The sequence below is a fragment of the Stenotrophomonas sp. YJH_SMC_106-19 genome, from assembly GCF_059368375.1.
Window position 1 is genome coordinate 324,361 of the sequence record NZ_JCAFRQ010000002.1, and the last position, 15,988, is coordinate 340,348.

The window sequence follows — 15,988 nt, forward strand, 5'->3', positions numbered from 1 at the left end:
GCATCAGCGCCGGGACAGCAGCACCAGTACGGCACCGGTTCCGCCCTGGCTGGTCGGCGCCGAATGGAAGGCAAGCACATCGTTGCGCAGGCGCAGCAGCCGGTCGACCAGATTCTTCAGGACCGGCGCACCACCGTCGGACTGCAGTCCCTTGCCGTGGATGATGCGCACGCAGCCATACTCATGTGCGTGCGCCTCCAGCAGGAACTGGCGCAGCATGGCCTCGGCCTGCGCTGCGGTCGCGCCATGCAGATCCAGCTCGTCCTGCACCGAGTACTGGCCGCGCTTGAGACGCTGGAACAGCCGCGGCGGAAGGGCGTCGCGCCGGTAGCTGGCCACATCCCCGGCTTCCAGCGGTGCGCTGTCGCGCAACAGCCGGGCGAACTCGCCGGCGGCCTCGGCCTCGTCGCGTTCGGCCATGCGCGCGCGCGGCTTCGGCCGGGCAGCGGCCGGCGCGGGTTCGGCCTCTTTGCGCAGCGGCGTCACTTCGCCGATGGCCGCGCGGAAGAGCGCGGCAGGGTCTTCGTCTTCTGGATGCGACATGCGCACAGGGTAAACCGGTGAGGCGGGCCTGCCTATCGCAATGCGAGGCCAGTCGTGACCGCCGGCAGGGTAGGACCTGCGGCTCGCATGCGGCACAATAGACGATGCCCCTGCAGGGTCGTCGGCTTCCGCAGGGAAGCACGACGGTCCCGCCAACACCGCACGGTGACGGAATCGAATTCTTGGAAAATCAAGCGGTTAAATCGAAGATGCGAATTCTGGTCAGTAACGACGATGGCGTCGACGCCGCAGGTATCCGGATGCTTGCCTCGGTACTGCGTGACGCCGGCCACGAAGTGACGGTGGTCGCACCCGACCGCGATCGCTCAGGCGCCAGCAATTCACTGACCCTGGACCTGCCCATCCGGCTCAAGCGCATCGATCACTACACCGTGTCGGTGGCCGGCACGCCCACCGACTGCGTGCATCTGGCGCTGACCGGCCTGCTGGAGTTCGAACCCGACATTGTCGTGTCGGGCATCAACAACGCCGCCAACCTGGGTGACGACGTGATCTATTCCGGAACCGTCTCGGCGGCGATGGAGGGGCGCTTCCTCGGCCTGCCCGCGGTGGCGGTGTCCCTGGTGACCCGCAATCACGATCCCCGTCACTTCGAGACCGCGGCGCGTGCCGCCGTGGAAATCGTCGCCCGCCTCAAGGCCGACCCGCTGCCGGCGGACACCATCCTCAACGTCAACGTGCCCGACCTGCCGTGGACCGAGGTCAAGGGTTTCGAAGTCACCCGGCTGGGCAACCGCCATCGCGCCGAAGGCTGCATCCCGCAGAAGGATCCACGCGGCAACGAGGTGTACTGGATCGGTCCGGCGGGCCGCGAGCAGGACTCCGGCCCCGGCACCGACTTCCACGCGGTGCGTACCGGGCATATCTCGATCACCCCGATCCAGGTGGATCTGACCCGCTATCAGGCGCTTGAGAAAGTGGCCAGCTGGGTCGGCGGTCTCAGCGCCGCGCTGGACCAGCCGGCATGAGCCCACGCCTGCGCCTGCAACCGGAAGCCGTCGGCATCGGCATGACGTCACAGCGCGTCCGCGATCGTCTGGTCGATCGCCTGCGCGAAGCCGGCATCGTCGACGAATCCACGCTGAACGCGATCCGGGTGGTGCCCCGCCATCTGTTCATCGACGAGGCCCTGGCCTCGCGGGCCTATGAAGACACCGCGCTGCCGATCGGCCACGGCCAGACCATCTCGCAACCCTGGGTGGTGGCGCGGATGACCGAAGCGGTCGTGCAGGTGGCGCCCAAGCGGGTGCTGGAGGTGGGGACGGGCTCCGGCTACCAGGCCGCCGTGCTTGGTGCACTGGGCCTGGAGGTCTACACCGTGGAGCGCATCGGCGACCTGCTGCGGCAGGCCCGCAAGCGGTTCCGCGCACTCGGCATGAACATCCGCACCAAGCACGATGACGGCCGTGTCGGCTGGGCGGAGCACGGCCCGTTTGATGCCATCGTCGTCACAGCTGCGGCCCCGGCGCTGGTCGACGCACTGATCGAGCAGCTGGCCGAAGGTGGCCGGCTGGTGGCGCCGGTCGGCGGTGCCAGTGCACAGTCGCTGGTGCAGCTGGACCGCAGGGCCGACGGCAGCGTCGAACAGCGCGTGCTGGCACCGGTCACCTTCGTGCCGCTGCTGTCTGGCATGCTGGATTGAATCCACGGAGCAGGGTTGCATGAAGATTTTCGGACCGCTGTACGAGCGGGCGATGAAGTGGGCGGCGCACGAACGCGCGCCGACCTACCTGACGGTGCTGAGTTTTTTCGAGGCGATCATCTTTCCGGTGATGCCGGAAGTGATGCTGGCCCCGATGTGCGTGGCTCAACCCCGGCGCGGGTGGTGGTTCGCGACCCTCAGCCTGGCCGGTTCGATGGTCGGTGCCGTGGTCGGCTATGCGCTGGGTCACTTCGCATTCGAGGCGATCAAGCCGTTGTTCGAAGTGCTGGGCATGTTGCCGGCAATCGAACAGGGCATCACCACCGTGCAGGAGAAGATGGCCGAATCGCCGTGGGCGGTGTTCACGTTCCTGGTCCTGGGCGGCTTCATGCCGATCCCGATGAAGGTCTTCACGTGGGCATCGGGTATCGTCGGCGTACCGATGCCGCAGTACCTGCTGAGCATGCTGATCGGACGCGGCAAGCGCGTGTATGTGCTCGCTGCCGTGATCCGCATCGGTGGAGCGCGCGCCGAAGCGGCGCTGCGTCGCTGGATTGAACCGCTGGGCTGGATCGCCACCGCGTTGGTGGTGGTGCTGATCGCCTGGCTTGTATGGAGGTCGAAGTTCGCATGAGTGCTGATCGTCTGAGCAAGGGAGTGCGCGTCGGCGCGCTGGTGCTGCTGGTTTCCGGCCTGGCTGCCTGTGGCACTGCCACGGTGGTGCGGCCCAATGGCAGTGGTGGCGGGGCTGCGGTCACTACGCCCAAGACTTCGGTGGCCAAGCCGGGGCAGACCGTGGTCGTGCGCAAGGGCGACACGATCTACGCGCTGGCCCGCATCCACGACATCACCCCGGCCGATCTGATCGCGTGGAACAGCCTGGATAACCCGTCGACGATCTATCCGGGTCAGGTCATCCGTCTTTATCCGCCGGGGGCCAGCAGCGGCCGCGCACCGACCACCGTGGTCACCGCGCCGCGCAGCGGCGGCAGCACGGCACCGGCCACGGCACCGGCCGGTCCGGTGAAGAGCAACATCGCCTGGCGCTGGCCAGCCGATGGCGCGATCGTGGGCCGCTACGTGGCCGGCGACGCAACCAAGCAGGGCGTCGACATTGCCGGCACCAGCGGGCAGGCCGTCAAGGCCACCGCCAACGGTGTGGTGGTGTACTCGGGCGCCGGACTGGTCGGCTATGGCGAGCTGATCATCATCAAGCACAGCGACCAGTGGCTGTCGGCCTACGGCCACAACCGCAAGCGCCTGGTCAACGAGGGACAGAGCGTGAAGGCGGGTGAGCAGATTGCCGAGATGGGGCGCACCGGCGCGAATCGCGACATGCTGCACTTTGAAATCCGCTACAACGGCAAGCCGGTCGATCCGCAGCAGTACCTGCCAGCGCGCTAGCGCAGGCAGGTACGGTAGCGCCGGGCCATGCCCGGCGTATGCGCATCAAGGTAGCGCCGGGCCATGCCCGGCGGTGGTCCTCAACCTTCCAGGATGAACGCGGCCGCCACCTTGCGGCCTTCGCCGGCAAGGATGTTGAAGGTGCGCGCCGCGGCAGGGTTGTTCATCACTTCCAGGCCGATCCCGCGCGACAGGCAGGCGGCCATGACCGCAGCCGACGGAAACACCTGCCGCTCGCCGGTTCCCAGCACGATCAATGCAGGACTCAGTGCCAGCACCGGTTCCAGGTCGGCCACCGTCAGCGCCGCCGCATCGGCGACAGGCCAATGTTCGACCAGCTGGTCCGGCGTCAGCAGAAAGCTGCTGGCCAGCACCGTGTCATTGACCTTGGCCGAGCGGCCATCGGCAGCGCGCAGGCTGTAGGCGTAATCGGGCGGCTCGTGGTTCAGCTGCATGGCGGTAGCGCGATCAGCCGCGCGGCAGCACGATCTGGCGCTGTTCCCTGCTCGGGCGATACAGCACGGCAACGTGACCGATGCGCTGCACCAGCGCACTGTCGGTGGCTTCGACGATCTCGCCGATCATCGCGTCCCGGGCCTCGCGGTCCTCGGCTGCGACCTTGACCTTGACCAGTTCGTGGCGCTCCAGCACTTCGTTCAGTTCCGCGATGAAGGCCGGGGTCACTCCCTTGCCGCCGGTCTGCAGCAGGGCCTTCAGGTCGTGGGCTTGGCCGCGCAGGAAACGGGTCTGGGAGGCGGTCAGGGCGATGGACATGCAGGAAAAGACGGTTGAATGGGAGGATCAGGGTATCATGACGGCCCCATCAGCCCCTATTTCCAATGGCAACCCGCAGCAAAAGCAGCCAGCGCTGGCTCAAGGAACACTTCTCCGACCCTTTCGTGAAGAAGGCGCAGGCCGAAGGCATGCGCTCGCGGGCGGCCTACAAGCTTGAAGAGTTGCTTGAACGTGACCGCCTGCTGAAGCGGAACATGGTCGTGGTGGACCTCGGTGCCGCCCCTGGCGGATGGTCTCAGCAGGTTCGGAGACAGATGGGAGACACCGGCCGCGTGCTGGCGCTGGACATCCTGGAGATGCCGCCGCTGGCGGGTGTGGAGTTCCTTCACGGTGACTTCAGGGAAGAAGCCGTCCTATCTCAGTTTGAAGCCATGCTCGGGGACGAGCCGGTGGACCTTGTGCTGTCGGACATGGCCCCCAATAAAAGTGGCATGGACGCGGTCGACCAGCCGCGGATGATGCATCTGGCGGAGCTGGCGCTGGACTTCGCCGACAACCACCTGAAGACCGGCGGGGCGTTCCTGATCAAGCTGTTCCAGGGTGTGGGCTTTGACGACTACGTGCGTGAAATGCGCCGTCGCTACGACAAGGTCTCCATCCGCAAGCCGGAAGCGTCGCGCAAACGCTCTCCCGAGGTGTACGCCTTGGGTCAGGGCAAACGCGCCCACATGAAGTAAGCTCGCAACGTAAGTTTCAACCCCAACGCAACGCCCGTACTGAGAGGAACACCGGAGCCAATGAGGATGAACGACTTGACCAAGAACCTCCTGCTATGGGTGGTCGTCGCCGTCGTGCTGATGGTGGTCTTCCAGAGCTTCTCGCCCAAGTCCTCCGGGGCCGGTGCGCAGGGTGCGTCCTATTCGCAGTTCCTGGACCAGGTGGACAGCGGCAACGTGCAGAAGGTCGCCTTCGGCGGCGACATGCGCGGCGGCACCAGCCAGATCACCTACACCACCCGGGGTGGACAGTCGTCCACCATCACCGCGCCGTTCGATCGCGACCTGATCAACGTGCTGCGCACCAAGAACGTCGAGATCGTGCAGGAGGAGCCCTCCAGCGGCATCTCCCTGGGCGCGATCCTGATGAATTTCCTGCCGGTCATCCTGATCATCGGCTTCTGGCTGTTCATCATGCGCCAGATGCAGGGCGGCGGCGGCGGCGCCAAGGGCGCGATGTCCTTCGGCAAATCGCGCGCCAAGCTGCAGGGCGAGGACCAGATCAAGGTCACCTTCGCCGATGTCGCCGGCTGCGACGAGGCCAAGGAGGAAGTGGGCGAACTGGTCGACTTCCTGCGCGACCCGTCCAAGTTCACCAAGCTGGGCGGCAAGATTCCGCGTGGCGTGCTGATGGTCGGCCCGCCGGGTACCGGCAAGACGCTGCTGGCCAAGGCCATCGCCGGTGAGGCGAAGGTGCCGTTCTTCTCGATCTCCGGTTCGGACTTCGTGGAAATGTTCGTCGGCGTCGGCGCCAGCCGCGTGCGTGACATGTTCGAGCAGGCCAAGAAGCACGCCCCGTGCATCATCTTCATCGACGAGATCGATGCCGTCGGCCGTCACCGTGGTGCCGGCCTGGGCGGCGGTCACGACGAGCGCGAGCAGACCCTGAACCAGCTGCTGGTCGAGATGGATGGCTTCGAGGGTGGCGAAGGCGTGATCGTGATCGCCGCGACCAACCGTCCGGACGTGCTGGACCCGGCGCTGCTGCGCCCGGGTCGCTTCGATCGCCAGGTGGTGGTCGGTCTGCCCGACGTGAAGGGCCGCGAGCATATCCTGAAGGTGCACATGCGCAAGCTGCCGCTGGCCGACGACGTCGAGCCGCTGGTGATCGCACGCGGTACCCCGGGCTTCTCCGGCGCGGACCTGGCCAACCTCTGCAACGAGGCAGCCCTGTTTGCCGCGCGTGGCAACGAGAAGGAAGTCCGCATGGACCACTTCGATCGTGCCCGTGACAAGATCCTGATGGGTGCCGAGCGCCGTTCGATGGCCATGAGCGAGGAGGAGAAGACGCTCACTGCCTACCACGAAGCCGGCCATGCCATCGTCGGCCGCCTGGTGCCCGAGCACGACCCGGTCTACAAGGTCACGATCATTCCGCGCGGCCGCGCCCTGGGTGTGACCATGTACCTGCCTGAGGGCGACAAGTACTCGATGAACCGCGTGGCGATCCAGTCGCAGCTGTGCTCGCTGTACGGCGGCCGCGTCGCCGAAGAGCTGATCTTCGGCACCGACAAGGTCACCACGGGTGCGTCCAACGACATCGAGCGCGCCACCAAGATGGCCCGCAACATGGTCACCAAGTGGGGCCTGTCCGAAGAACTCGGTCCGATCGCCTATGGCGAGGAGGACGACGAAGTCTTCCTGGGCCGCTCGGTGACGCAGCACAAGAGCGTGTCCAACGACACCGCGCGCCGCATCGACGAGGAAGTGCGCAACATCCTCGACAAGGCCTACGCCCGCACCACCCAGTTGCTGACCGACAACATCGACAAGCTGCACACGATGTCGCAGCTGTTGCTGCAGTACGAGACCATCGACGCGCCGCAGATCGATGCCATCATGGAAGGTCGCGAGCCGCCGCCGCCGGCGGGCTGGAACAAGTCGAACAAGGACGGTGGCAGCAACGACAAGGGCGGTGATGCTCGCCCGCTGCCGCCGATCGCCGGCCCGGCCGAATCGCACTGACGGCCCGCTGCACGTGACATCAGACGAGGCCGGGGCAACCCGGCTTCGTCGTTTCCGGGCCCTCGGCCCACCCCGAAGAACCGATCTGACGCTGGAGCCCGCATGTCCGCCCCGAAGCCCGAACCGATTTCCCACACCGTCGAGATGGTCATCGCCACCGTGGTCGGTGTGGGTGTGGGCCTGGGGGCCGACAATCTGCTGCTGGGCTGCGTGGTGGGTATTGCGGTCGGCATCGTGCTGAGCGTTGCCAGGACCCTGTACGTGGACCGCAAGCGCCGCCGCCGTTGAGGGGTGTCGGCAGGGCTGACGCCCTGCAACCGGACCGGCCCCGCCTTTCATCAGCAAACCCGCTGTTGCTCTGGCTGTTGTTGTCGCCCTGGCCTCTGCGGGTGCAGGGCGCAGCCCTGCCGAACTAAACTACCCGCCGTTGTCCCTGCAGGATTGCCCATGTTCGATACCTCGCCCCAGCTCGACTGCGCCGGTCGCATCCTGCGCCTGGACCGTGCCCGGGTCATGGGCATCGTCAACGTCACCCCGGATTCGTTCTCTGACGGCGGGCACCATGACACCACGGAAGCCGCGGTCGCGCATGGCCTGAAGCTGGTGGAAGAGGGCGCCGACCTGCTCGACATCGGGGGTGAATCGACCCGTCCCGGCGCTGCATCGGTATCGGTGGAGGAAGAGCTCCGCCGCATCGTTCCGGTCGTCGAGCAGCTTGCGGCGCGTACATCCGTGCCGATCAGCATCGATACCTTCAAGCCTGAGGTGATGCGCGCGGCGGTGGCCGCCGGCGCCGGCATGATCAACGACATCTTCGGCCTGCGCCAGGACGGCGCGCTGGAAGCGGCCGCTGCGGCCAACGTGCCGGTGGTGCTGATGCACATGCAGGGCGAGCCGGGCAACATGCAGGCCGATCCGCACTACGACGACGTCGTTGCCGAAGTCCACGGGTTTCTCGTGCAGCGCCTGTTCGCCGCCGAGATGGCCGGCATCGCGAAGAAGCATCTGGTCATCGATCCGGGTTTCGGCTTCGGCAAGAACACCGCGCACAACATGACCCTGTTGGCGCGTTCGGAGCGTTTTCTGGAACTGGGTGTGCCGATGCTGGCGGGCCTGTCGCGCAAGCGCAGCCTTGGCGAGCTGACCGGGCGTGACGCGCCGGCCGAGCGGGTGGCGGCGTCGGTGGCCGCGCACCTGATTGCCGTGCAGCGCGGTGCGCGTATCGTGCGTGTGCATGACGTCGCCGCCACCGTCGATGCACTGAAGATCTGGCAGGCGGTGGACGCCGTGCCGGCGCCACGCGATGACACCCGGCCGACGATCAGCTGGCCGGACGAAGACTGATGGGGGTTGACCGGCGGCCGCTGGCGATTGCCGTGATGGGGCCGACCGCCAGTGGCAAGACGGCCACCGCGATTGCCCTGGCCCGGCAGCTGGATGGCGAGATCGTCAGCGTTGACTCGGCGCTGGTCTATCGCCATCTGGATATCGGTTCGGCCAAGCCCGACGTTTCCGAGCGCGCACAGGCGCCGCATCACCTGCTGGACCTGCGTGATCCGTGGCAGACCTACTCAGCGGCGGAGTTCGCCGCCGACGCCGGCCGCGTCGTCGCCGACATCGTTGCGCGTGGACGGATGCCGATCCTGGCCGGGGGCACCGGCCTGTACTTCCGCGCCCTGCTGCAGGGACTGTCGCCCATGCCGGAGGCCGACCCGGCCCTGCGCGCCACGCTGGCAGCCGAGGCCGCCGAGCGCGGTTGGGCCGCGTTGCATGCCGAACTGGCGAAGGTGGACCCCGCCGCTGCTGCCCGCATCCATGCGACAGACCCACAGCGGATCCAGCGGGCGCTGGAGGTCTATCGGCTGACGGGAACGCCGATCAGCGAGTGGCAGCGCCGGCCCGGCGTGGCGCCGCTGCCGGTACGCACCCTGAAGCTGGTCCTGGCGCCGCACGACCGGGCAATCCTGCACCGGCGGATCGAGGCCCGCTTCGATGCCATGCTGGCCCAGGGCTTCCTCGACGAAGTGCGCGATCTGCGCGCGATGCCGGAAATGGCCGCTGTCGCGGCACCGCTGGACCTGCCGGCGGTGCGTGCGGTCGGCTACCGCCAGGCTTGGGAGCATCTGGACGGCCGGATCGATGCCGGCGGCTTCCGCGACAAGGCGATCTTCGCCACCCGCCAGCTGGCCAAGCGGCAGCTGACCTGGCTGCGGGGTGAGCTTGACGCGCGCTGGTTCGACCCCCATATCGACCACGAGCGGCTGGCCGACGCGGTGTCGACCTTCGTCGCACGCTGAACCGCCGCCAGCCGTGTAACATCACTGTCCGGCGGGCGGCTCGGGGGCCGCGGCGGCCGCCGGCAACCCAATAAGAACAATAATCAGGAGTGAGCAATGTCCAAGGGGCAATCGCTGCAGGATCCTTTCTTGAATGCACTGCGGCGCGAGCGCGTGCCGGTTTCGGTGTACCTGGTCAACGGCATCAAGCTGCAGGGCACGATCGAGTCGTTCGATCAGTTCGTGGTCCTGCTGCGCAATACGGTCAGCCAGATGGTCTACAAGCATGCGATCTCCACCGTGGTGCCGGCACGCAATGTGAAGGTTGGGCCGGGCGGTGGTTATGTGCAGTCGGGTGAAGGTGGTCAGGCAGGTGATGAAGCAGACGAGTAAGACCGGAGCGGTGAATGTTTGACCGCTCGAAAAAGGGTGAACATGCCCTGCTGATCCAGCCGCACTTCGGCAAGCTGGAAGACGACGTGCTGGAAGAGTTCGGTGATCTGGCCCGCTCGGCAGGGGCCAGCATCGCTGCCACGATCACCGCGCGCCTGGACCGTCCCAATCCCTCGACCCTGATCGGCAGCGGCAAGCTGGATGAGATCAAGGCAGCAGCCGACGCCACCGGCGCCGATCTGGTGCTGGTCAACCATGCGCTGAGCCCCGGCCAGGAACGCAACCTGGAACGCTTTCTGGAGCGCCGGGTGATCGACCGTACCGGGCTGATCCTGGACATCTTCGCGCAGCGCGCTCACAGCCACGAAGGCAAGCTGCAGGTCGAGCTGGCGCAGCTGCGTCACCTTGCGACGCGGCTGGTGCGCGGCTGGACCCATCTGGAGCGCCAGCGCGGTGGTTCGATCGGCCTGCGCGGCCCGGGTGAAACCCAGCTGGAAACCGACCGCCGTCTGCTGCAGAAGCGGGTGGAGCAGTTGCAGAAGCGGCTGGAGAAGGTCGAAGTCCAGCGCACCCAGATGCGCCGTGCGCGCGTGCGCAGCGAACTGCCGCGTGTGGCCCTGGTCGGTTACACCAATGCCGGCAAGTCGACCCTGTTCAACGCGATGACCGGCGCCGAGGCCTATGCGGCCGACCAGCTGTTCGCGACCCTGGACCCGACGGTGCGCCGCATCGCTGTGCCGGGTGGCAACGTCGTGCTGGCCGACACCGTCGGCTTCGTCCGTGACCTGCCGCACGACCTGGTGGCCGCGTTCCGCTCGACCCTGTCCGAGGCCCGCGAGGCCGATTTCCTGCTGCACGTGGTCGATGCGGCCGATCCGCACCGCGAGGAGCGCATCGCCCAGGTCGACGAGGTGCTGGCTGCGGTCGGTGCGGGTGATCTGCCGCAGCTGCTGGTGTTCAACAAGATCGACCGTATCGAGGGCGCCGAAGTGCGCCACGATGGTCAGGATGGCGTGCCGGACGAGTCGCGCCGCGAGCGGGTCTGGATCTCCGCGCGTGACGGGCAGGGCCTGGAGCTGTTGCAGGCGGTGCTGGGCAAGCGCCTGGGGTTGCAGCATGTGACCGGGGAGCTGCGCCTGCCGCCGGATGCGGGCCGCCTGCGCGCGCGCCTGCATCAGCTGGAAGTGATCCGCAGCGAGCAGGCAGACGAGGAGGGCTGGCTGCTGCAGGTCGATCTTCCGATTGCCGAAGCCGAAAAACTCGCGGCGGGCATTGATGGCGGGCCGATCCGTGCCCTGCTGCCGGAAAAGCTGCCGGAATGGTGAGATAGCGCCGCACAATCCCGGTGCGCGCCGCTGCGTAGTCGGGCGCGTACCGGCCGGGACGCGACACGCGTCTGCGATCTGCGGTACAACAGGCGGGTTCTTCACCCCACTGTCATCTCGATGTCCATCCCTACCGACGCCGACCTCAACGCCCAAGCTGCCGCACTCGGGCAGCGCCTGCAGCAGGCCTCGCTGCAGCTTGTGACGGCTGAAAGCTGCAGTGGCGGCTGGATCGCCAAGACCATGACCGACATTGCCGGTTCCTCGGCGTTTTTCGACTGCGGCATGGTGGTCTACAGCTACGAAGCCAAGCAGCGCCTGCTGGGGGTACGTGCGCAGACGCTGGAGCAGTTCGGTGCGGTGAGCCGCGAAACGGTGCTGGAGATGGTGTCCGGCGCCCTGATCAACTCTGGTGCCGGCATCGCGGTGGCGGTTACCGGCATTGCCGGTCCTGGTGGCGGCAGCCCGGACAAGCCGGTCGGCAGCGTCTGGATCGGCTGGAAGCGCCGCGGCGGATACGCCCGGGCGGAACTGTTCCAGTTCGATGGCGACCGCGAAGCCATCCGCAGGCAAACCGTCGCTGCGGCATTGCACGGTATCGACGCCCAGCTGTGACATGCTGCTGCGGTAATCGTCCGGAGCACGCATGATGTGGGAAACGCTGGGCACCGTCCGTGACCTGGGGAGGCTGCAGGAAATTGCAGCGGTCCTGATCCGTTATGGCTTCGGCGACGTGGTGCGCCGGATCGGCCTGGCCACGGTGCTGGAGCGTGCCGGGCGCCTGCTGCACTGGAACGAGGACCGCCAGCATCTGCTGCGGATGACCGCGCCGGTGCGGGTGCGCAGCGCCCTGCAGGACCTCGGTCCGACGTTCGTCAAACTCGGACAGGTGCTGGCGACCCGTGTCGATCTGCTGCCGCCGGAGTGGATCGCCGAGCTTTCCGAACTCCAGAATGCGGTACCGGCCCTTCCTTATGCGCAGATCCGCGCGCAGCTGGAGGCCGATCTGGGCGCGCCTCCGCAGCAGGTATTCGCCTTCCTCGACGAAACACCGATGGCGGCGGCCTCGCTGGCGCAGGCCCATCGCGCGCGCCTGCTGGACGGCCGCGAAGTGGTGCTGAAAGTGCGTCGTCCCGGCATCCGTGACGTGGTCGAAGCCGACCTGCGCCTGCTGGCACGGCTGGCCGAAATCGTCGAGGCGCGTCTTCCGGATCTGCGCCGTTACCGGCCGGCAGAGGTGGTGCAGCAGTTCACCGTATCGCTGCGGCGCGAACTCGATTTCGCGGCCGAATGCCGCAACGCGGAGCGCATCGCACGCAACTTTGAAGGTCGCGACGACATCCTTGTTCCCGGCGTGCATTGGCAGTGGACCTGCGAAAGCCTGAACGTGCAGGACTTCGTGGACGGCATTCCGGGCCGCGATCTTGCCGGCGTGGACGCAGCAGGGCTGGACCGTCGCGAACTGGCGCGGCGCGGTGCCAACATCGTATTGAAGATGGTGCTCGAGGACGGCAGCTTCCACGCCGATCCACACCCGGGCAACATCATCTATCTGCGTGACGGCCGCATCGGCGTGATCGACTTCGGCATGGTCGGGGCACTGTCCGAAGTGCGTCGCTTCCAGGTTGCGCAACTGCTGCACGGGCTGGTCGAACAGGACCCGCAGGGGGTGGCCGACGTCCTGCTGGACTGGGCCGGGGGCGTGGAGGTGGATGAGAACCGGCTGCAGCACGACATCAGCCAGTTCGTTGACCAGTACCGTGGCGTGCCGCTGAAGGATCTGCGCATCGGCCTGATGCTGGGCGACATCACCCAGTTGCTGCGCAGCTACAGCCTGACCCTGCCGGCCGACCTCGCACTGATGATCAAGGCGTTCCTCACCCTGGAAGGCATGGGCCGGCAGCTCGACCCGGACTTCGACATGGCCAGTGCCGCACGCCCCTTCCTGGAGCGGGTGGTACTGCAGCGCTACGCGCCGCGGGCATTGCTCAAACGCGGCCGGCGCAGCCTGTTGGGAATGATCGACTTCGCCGGCGATCTGCCGCGCGATCTGCGCAAGCTGGTGCAGGCGGCGCGCCGTGGGCGCCTGCAGCTGAAGGTCGAGACCAGTGCGCTGCAGGGCTTTGGCGAGCAGGTGAACCGTGCGGCCAATCGCATGGTGATGGGCATCGTGACTGCAGCGCTGATCATCGGCTCATCGATCGTCATGCACAGCGTCGGTGGGGTTTCCAGCCGCTGGCTGCTGGCACTCGGGGTCTCCGGATTCGTCGGGGCCGGTATCTGCGGCGTCTGGATCCTGTTTTCCATCTGGAGAAGTGGCAGGCACGACTGAGTGTCGTTCGCCGCGGTATCGCCCGGCATGCTTTGCCCTGTCGTGTCCGGCACTTGCAGTTCCCGCGGTTAGTAGTAATACTACTAACCATGGACCTGACCGACACCCAGCAGGCGATCCTGCAGTTGATCGCCGAGCGTATCGAGAGCGAAGGCGCGCCGCCGTCGCAGACTGAAATCGCACGTGCGTTCGGCTTCAAGGGCGTACGCGCGGCCCAGTACCACCTGGAGGCGCTGGAGCAGGCGGGAGCGATCCGCCGCATTCCCGGCCAGGCCCGGGGCATCCGCCTGGTGCAGGCTCCCCCCGTGGAGACCCTGGCCGAGCCCGGGCTGCCCGACAGCGTGCTGCGGCTGCCAGTACTGGGGCGGGTCGCCGCCGGCCTCCCTATCGGCGCGGATATCGGCTCGGACGATTTCGTGGTGCTGGACCGGGTGTTCTTTTCGCCCGCGCCGGATTACCTGCTGAAGGTGCAGGGTGACTCGATGATCGACGAAGGCATCTTCGATGGTGACCTGATCGGCGTGCACCGCACCCGAGACGCCCATTCGGGGCAGATCGTGGTGGCGCGCATCGATGATGAGATCACCGTCAAGCTGCTGAAGATCGCGAAGGACCGTATCCGGCTGTTGCCCCGGAACCCCGATTACAAGCCGATCGAAGTGCTTCCCGACCAGGACTTCTCGATCGAAGGCCTGTACTGCGGCCTGTTGCGGCCGAATCGCTGAAGCGTTCGAAGGTGCGTTACCCCGCGGTCTTTTGTGGCGATTCTCTGGTTCCACCGAGGTTGGTACGGATGTCCGATAATTCTTTTCAGAGCGCCGGGCAGAATCTCAGCCTGTGCGATACGTCCGCCTTAAAGTGAACCCATGGCAAAGAAGACCCCCAAAGACAGCACCCCCAACGAAATGACCTCTGCAAGGACCAATACGATGGACGAGAACAAGAAGCGCGCATTGGCTGCTGCTCTGGGCCAGATCGAAAAGCAGTTCGGCAAGGGCTCGGTGATGCGCATGGGCGACCGTGTGGTCGAGCCCGTCGAAGCCATCCCGACCGGTTCGCTGATGCTCGACATCGCATTGGGCATCGGGGGTCTGCCGAAGGGCCGCGTGGTGGAAATCTATGGACCGGAGTCCTCGGGCAAGACCACGCTGACGCTGCAGGCCATCGCCGAATGCCAGAAGATGGGAGGCACCGCTGCCTTCATCGATGCCGAGCACGCTCTCGACCCGATCTATGCCGCCAAGCTTGGCGTGAACGTGGACGACCTGCTGCTGTCGCAGCCCGATACCGGTGAACAGGCATTGGAAATCGCCGACATGCTGGTCCGTTCCGGCTCGGTGGACATCCTGGTGATCGACTCGGTCGCGGCATTGACCCCGAAGGCCGAAATCGAGGGCGAGATGGGCGACCAGTTGCCGGGTCTGCAGGCCCGCCTGATGAGCCAGGCGCTGCGTAAGCTGACCGGCAACATCAAGCGCTCGAACACGCTGGTGATCTTCATCAACCAGTTGCGCATGAAGATCGGCGTGATGATGCCGGGCCAGAGCCCGGAGACCACCACGGGTGGCAACGCGCTGAAGTTCTATGCCTCGGTCCGTCTGGACATCCGCCGGATCGGTGCCATCAAGAAGGGCGATGAGATCATCGGTAACCAAACCAAGATCAAGGTCGTCAAGAACAAGCTGGCCCCGCCGTTCAAGCAGGTAATCACCGAGATCCTGTATGGCGAAGGCATCAGCCGTGAAGGTGAACTGATCGACATGGGCGTGGATGCCAAGCTGGTCGAGAAGGCCGGTGCCTGGTACAGCTATGGCGAAGAGCGCATCGGCCAGGGCAAGGACAACGCCCGCGGTTATCTGCGTGACAACCCGACCGTTGCCGCCAAGCTCGAAGCCGAGCTGCGCGAGAAATTCCAGCCGTCCGAGGCCGTCCGCGAGGAAGGCGACGACGAAGGCGACGACGAGTAAGTCTTGCTGTGGGGTAGGGTGACGCCGTCAGTGACGTCGCTCTACCCCGCAGGTTCGAACCGCCCAGGATGGGCAGGGTGCCAGGGACGGCGCCACCCCTGGAGGCATTGATGTCCGACAGCGACGAACCTACCTCGACAGGCCGAAAGCGCCGGCCTCGCGAGCAGACTCCGGTGCAGCGGGCACTGGGCCTGCTGGTCCGCCGGGAGCATTCACGCAAGGAATTGACCCGCAAACTGACTGCGCGGGGTATCGAAGACGAAGCCGCGCAGGCAGCGGTCGCCAAGCTGACCGAGGCGGGGTGGCAGGACGACACCCGGTTTGCCGAGAACCTGGTACGCATGCGGGCCAACACCGGTTACGGCCCCATCCATGTGCGTGCCGAACTGGGGACCCATGGGCTGGACAGTGCCGCGATTGCCGCAGCGATGGACAGCTACGAGGGCGACTGGCAGGAGAACGCCCGTGATCTGGTCCGCCGCCGCTTTGGCGAGGCCGGCCCACAGGACCTGGCGCAGCGCCGCAAAGCGGCAGATCTGCTGGCGCGGCGGGGCTTCGACGGTGACAGCATCCGCCGTGCGACCCGCTACGACCCTGACGATTGAGACT

At 66.4% G+C, this 15,988-nt stretch carries 19 protein-coding genes; 16 read left to right on the forward strand and 3 right to left on the reverse strand.

Annotation, left to right across the window (positions count from 1 at the left end):
• Positions 1-3 precede the first annotated feature (3 nt).
• Positions 4-543 (reverse strand): Smr/MutS family protein, encoded by a 540-nt coding sequence (locus AC5P5M_RS09060; RefSeq protein WP_065181254.1) that lies wholly within the window; start codon positions 541-543, stop codon positions 4-6.
• Positions 544-752: 209 nt separating this feature from the next.
• Between AC5P5M_RS09060 and surE the strand changes: the two genes are divergently transcribed.
• Genes surE through AC5P5M_RS09080 form a run of 4 tightly spaced genes read left to right on the forward strand, consistent with a single transcriptional unit; the run spans position 753 to position 3,610 of the window.
• Positions 753-1,532 carry a 5'/3'-nucleotidase SurE gene (gene surE / locus AC5P5M_RS09065; protein WP_053519730.1) on the forward strand — a complete coding sequence of 260 codons (780 nt, stop codon included), beginning with the start codon at positions 753-755 and terminating at the stop codon, positions 1,530-1,532.
• Positions 1,529-2,206 (forward strand): protein-L-isoaspartate(D-aspartate) O-methyltransferase, encoded by a 678-nt coding sequence (locus AC5P5M_RS09070; protein WP_053519731.1) that lies wholly within the window; start codon positions 1,529-1,531, stop codon positions 2,204-2,206. The genes surE and AC5P5M_RS09070 overlap by 4 nt, the downstream gene beginning before the upstream one ends.
• 19 nt (positions 2,207-2,225) lie before the next feature.
• Positions 2,226-2,840: a YqaA family protein gene (locus tag AC5P5M_RS09075; protein ID WP_053519732.1), complete on the forward strand. Its 615-nt coding sequence runs from the start codon at positions 2,226-2,228 to the stop codon at positions 2,838-2,840.
• Entirely contained in the window at positions 2,837-3,610 is a 774-nt protein-coding gene (locus AC5P5M_RS09080) for a peptidoglycan DD-metalloendopeptidase family protein (protein WP_053519733.1), read from the forward strand. The genes AC5P5M_RS09075 and AC5P5M_RS09080 overlap by 4 nt, the downstream gene beginning before the upstream one ends.
• Before the next feature lie 80 nt (positions 3,611-3,690).
• On the opposite strand, the gene AC5P5M_RS09085 is transcribed toward AC5P5M_RS09080, so the two are convergent.
• Both AC5P5M_RS09085 and yhbY read right to left on the reverse strand, forming a co-directional pair.
• Positions 3,691-4,065, reverse strand: a complete 375-nt coding sequence (locus AC5P5M_RS09085) for an Mth938-like domain-containing protein (RefSeq protein WP_053519734.1) — start codon at positions 4,063-4,065, stop codon at positions 3,691-3,693.
• Positions 4,066-4,078: 13 nt separating this feature from the next.
• Complete coding sequence (gene yhbY / locus AC5P5M_RS09090; protein ID WP_053519735.1) at positions 4,079-4,384, reverse strand: ribosome assembly RNA-binding protein YhbY; 306 nt, start codon at positions 4,382-4,384, stop codon at positions 4,079-4,081.
• Between the two features lie 65 nt (positions 4,385-4,449).
• On the opposite strand from yhbY, the gene rlmE reads away from it, so the two are divergent.
• The 12 genes from rlmE to recX all read left to right on the forward strand — a co-directional run bounded on the left by rlmE (position 4,450) and on the right by recX (position 15,984).
• Complete coding sequence (rlmE, locus tag AC5P5M_RS09095; RefSeq protein ID WP_065181256.1) at positions 4,450-5,082, forward strand: 23S rRNA (uridine(2552)-2'-O)-methyltransferase RlmE; 633 nt, start codon at positions 4,450-4,452, stop codon at positions 5,080-5,082.
• Positions 5,083-5,148: 66 nt separating this feature from the next.
• The gene (ftsH, locus tag AC5P5M_RS09100) at positions 5,149-7,086 is read left to right on the forward strand and encodes an ATP-dependent zinc metalloprotease FtsH (RefSeq protein ID WP_053519737.1); all 1,938 of its coding nucleotides are present in this window, start codon (positions 5,149-5,151) and stop codon (positions 7,084-7,086) included.
• Positions 7,087-7,188: 102 nt separating this feature from the next.
• Positions 7,189-7,374 (forward strand): hypothetical protein, encoded by a 186-nt coding sequence (locus tag AC5P5M_RS09105; RefSeq protein WP_164152236.1) that lies wholly within the window; start codon positions 7,189-7,191, stop codon positions 7,372-7,374.
• 159 nt (positions 7,375-7,533) lie between these two features.
• Positions 7,534-8,430 carry a dihydropteroate synthase gene (folP, locus tag AC5P5M_RS09110; protein WP_495205778.1) on the forward strand — a complete coding sequence of 299 codons (897 nt, stop codon included), beginning with the start codon at positions 7,534-7,536 and terminating at the stop codon, positions 8,428-8,430.
• Positions 8,430-9,383 (forward strand): tRNA (adenosine(37)-N6)-dimethylallyltransferase MiaA, encoded by a 954-nt coding sequence (miaA, locus tag AC5P5M_RS09115; RefSeq protein WP_065181258.1) that lies wholly within the window; start codon positions 8,430-8,432, stop codon positions 9,381-9,383. The genes folP and miaA overlap by 1 nt, the downstream gene beginning before the upstream one ends.
• Before the next feature lie 96 nt (positions 9,384-9,479).
• Positions 9,480-9,755, forward strand: a complete 276-nt coding sequence (gene hfq, locus AC5P5M_RS09120; RefSeq protein ID WP_004152891.1) for an RNA chaperone Hfq — start codon at positions 9,480-9,482, stop codon at positions 9,753-9,755.
• A 14-nt stretch (positions 9,756-9,769) separates the two neighbouring features.
• Positions 9,770-11,080 (forward strand): ribosome rescue GTPase HflX, encoded by a 1,311-nt coding sequence (gene hflX, locus AC5P5M_RS09125; RefSeq protein WP_065174932.1) that lies wholly within the window; start codon positions 9,770-9,772, stop codon positions 11,078-11,080.
• Positions 11,081-11,200: 120 nt separating this feature from the next.
• Positions 11,201-11,695, forward strand: a complete 495-nt coding sequence (locus AC5P5M_RS09130) for a CinA family protein (protein WP_053520002.1) — start codon at positions 11,201-11,203, stop codon at positions 11,693-11,695.
• Positions 11,696-11,729: 34 nt separating this feature from the next.
• A complete protein-coding gene (gene ubiB, locus AC5P5M_RS09135) occupies positions 11,730-13,412 on the forward strand; it encodes a 2-polyprenylphenol 6-hydroxylase (RefSeq protein ID WP_065181390.1) in 1,683 nt (560 codons plus the stop codon).
• 89 nt (positions 13,413-13,501) lie between these two features.
• Positions 13,502-14,137 (forward strand): transcriptional repressor LexA, encoded by a 636-nt coding sequence (gene lexA, locus AC5P5M_RS09140; RefSeq protein WP_074901220.1) that lies wholly within the window; start codon positions 13,502-13,504, stop codon positions 14,135-14,137.
• Positions 14,138-14,341: 204 nt separating this feature from the next.
• The gene (recA, locus tag AC5P5M_RS09145) at positions 14,342-15,379 is read left to right on the forward strand and encodes a recombinase RecA (RefSeq protein ID WP_053520004.1); all 1,038 of its coding nucleotides are present in this window, start codon (positions 14,342-14,344) and stop codon (positions 15,377-15,379) included.
• 110 nt (positions 15,380-15,489) lie between these two features.
• The gene (recX, locus tag AC5P5M_RS09150; protein ID WP_111186069.1) at positions 15,490-15,984 is read left to right on the forward strand and encodes a recombination regulator RecX; all 495 of its coding nucleotides are present in this window, start codon (positions 15,490-15,492) and stop codon (positions 15,982-15,984) included.
• Positions 15,985-15,988: the final 4 nt, after the last annotated feature.

What these genes read in the sequence shown, in the direction of transcription:
- AC5P5M_RS09060 (WP_065181254.1), bottom strand. Translation starts at nt 543, where the DNA reads ATGTCGCATCCAGAAGACGAAGACCCTGCCGCGCTCTTCCGCGCGGCC.
- surE (WP_053519730.1), top strand. Translation starts at nt 753, where the DNA reads ATGCGAATTCTGGTCAGTAACGACGATGGCGTCGACGCCGCAGGTATC.
- AC5P5M_RS09070 (WP_053519731.1), top strand. Translation starts at nt 1,529, where the DNA reads ATGAGCCCACGCCTGCGCCTGCAACCGGAAGCCGTCGGCATCGGCATG.
- AC5P5M_RS09075 (WP_053519732.1), top strand. Translation starts at nt 2,226, where the DNA reads ATGAAGATTTTCGGACCGCTGTACGAGCGGGCGATGAAGTGGGCGGCG.
- AC5P5M_RS09080 (WP_053519733.1), top strand. Translation starts at nt 2,837, where the DNA reads ATGAGTGCTGATCGTCTGAGCAAGGGAGTGCGCGTCGGCGCGCTGGTG.
- AC5P5M_RS09085 (WP_053519734.1), bottom strand. Translation starts at nt 4,065, where the DNA reads ATGCAGCTGAACCACGAGCCGCCCGATTACGCCTACAGCCTGCGCGCT.
- yhbY (WP_053519735.1), bottom strand. Translation starts at nt 4,384, where the DNA reads ATGTCCATCGCCCTGACCGCCTCCCAGACCCGTTTCCTGCGCGGCCAA.
- rlmE (WP_065181256.1), top strand. Translation starts at nt 4,450, where the DNA reads ATGGCAACCCGCAGCAAAAGCAGCCAGCGCTGGCTCAAGGAACACTTC.
- ftsH (WP_053519737.1), top strand. Translation starts at nt 5,149, where the DNA reads ATGAACGACTTGACCAAGAACCTCCTGCTATGGGTGGTCGTCGCCGTC.
- AC5P5M_RS09105 (WP_164152236.1), top strand. Translation starts at nt 7,189, where the DNA reads ATGTCCGCCCCGAAGCCCGAACCGATTTCCCACACCGTCGAGATGGTC.
- folP (WP_495205778.1), top strand. Translation starts at nt 7,534, where the DNA reads ATGTTCGATACCTCGCCCCAGCTCGACTGCGCCGGTCGCATCCTGCGC.
- miaA (WP_065181258.1), top strand. Translation starts at nt 8,430, where the DNA reads ATGGGGGTTGACCGGCGGCCGCTGGCGATTGCCGTGATGGGGCCGACC.
- hfq (WP_004152891.1), top strand. Translation starts at nt 9,480, where the DNA reads ATGTCCAAGGGGCAATCGCTGCAGGATCCTTTCTTGAATGCACTGCGG.
- hflX (WP_065174932.1), top strand. Translation starts at nt 9,770, where the DNA reads ATGTTTGACCGCTCGAAAAAGGGTGAACATGCCCTGCTGATCCAGCCG.
- AC5P5M_RS09130 (WP_053520002.1), top strand. Translation starts at nt 11,201, where the DNA reads ATGTCCATCCCTACCGACGCCGACCTCAACGCCCAAGCTGCCGCACTC.
- ubiB (WP_065181390.1), top strand. Translation starts at nt 11,730, where the DNA reads ATGTGGGAAACGCTGGGCACCGTCCGTGACCTGGGGAGGCTGCAGGAA.
- lexA (WP_074901220.1), top strand. Translation starts at nt 13,502, where the DNA reads ATGGACCTGACCGACACCCAGCAGGCGATCCTGCAGTTGATCGCCGAG.
- recA (WP_053520004.1), top strand. Translation starts at nt 14,342, where the DNA reads ATGGACGAGAACAAGAAGCGCGCATTGGCTGCTGCTCTGGGCCAGATC.
- recX (WP_111186069.1), top strand. Translation starts at nt 15,490, where the DNA reads ATGTCCGACAGCGACGAACCTACCTCGACAGGCCGAAAGCGCCGGCCT.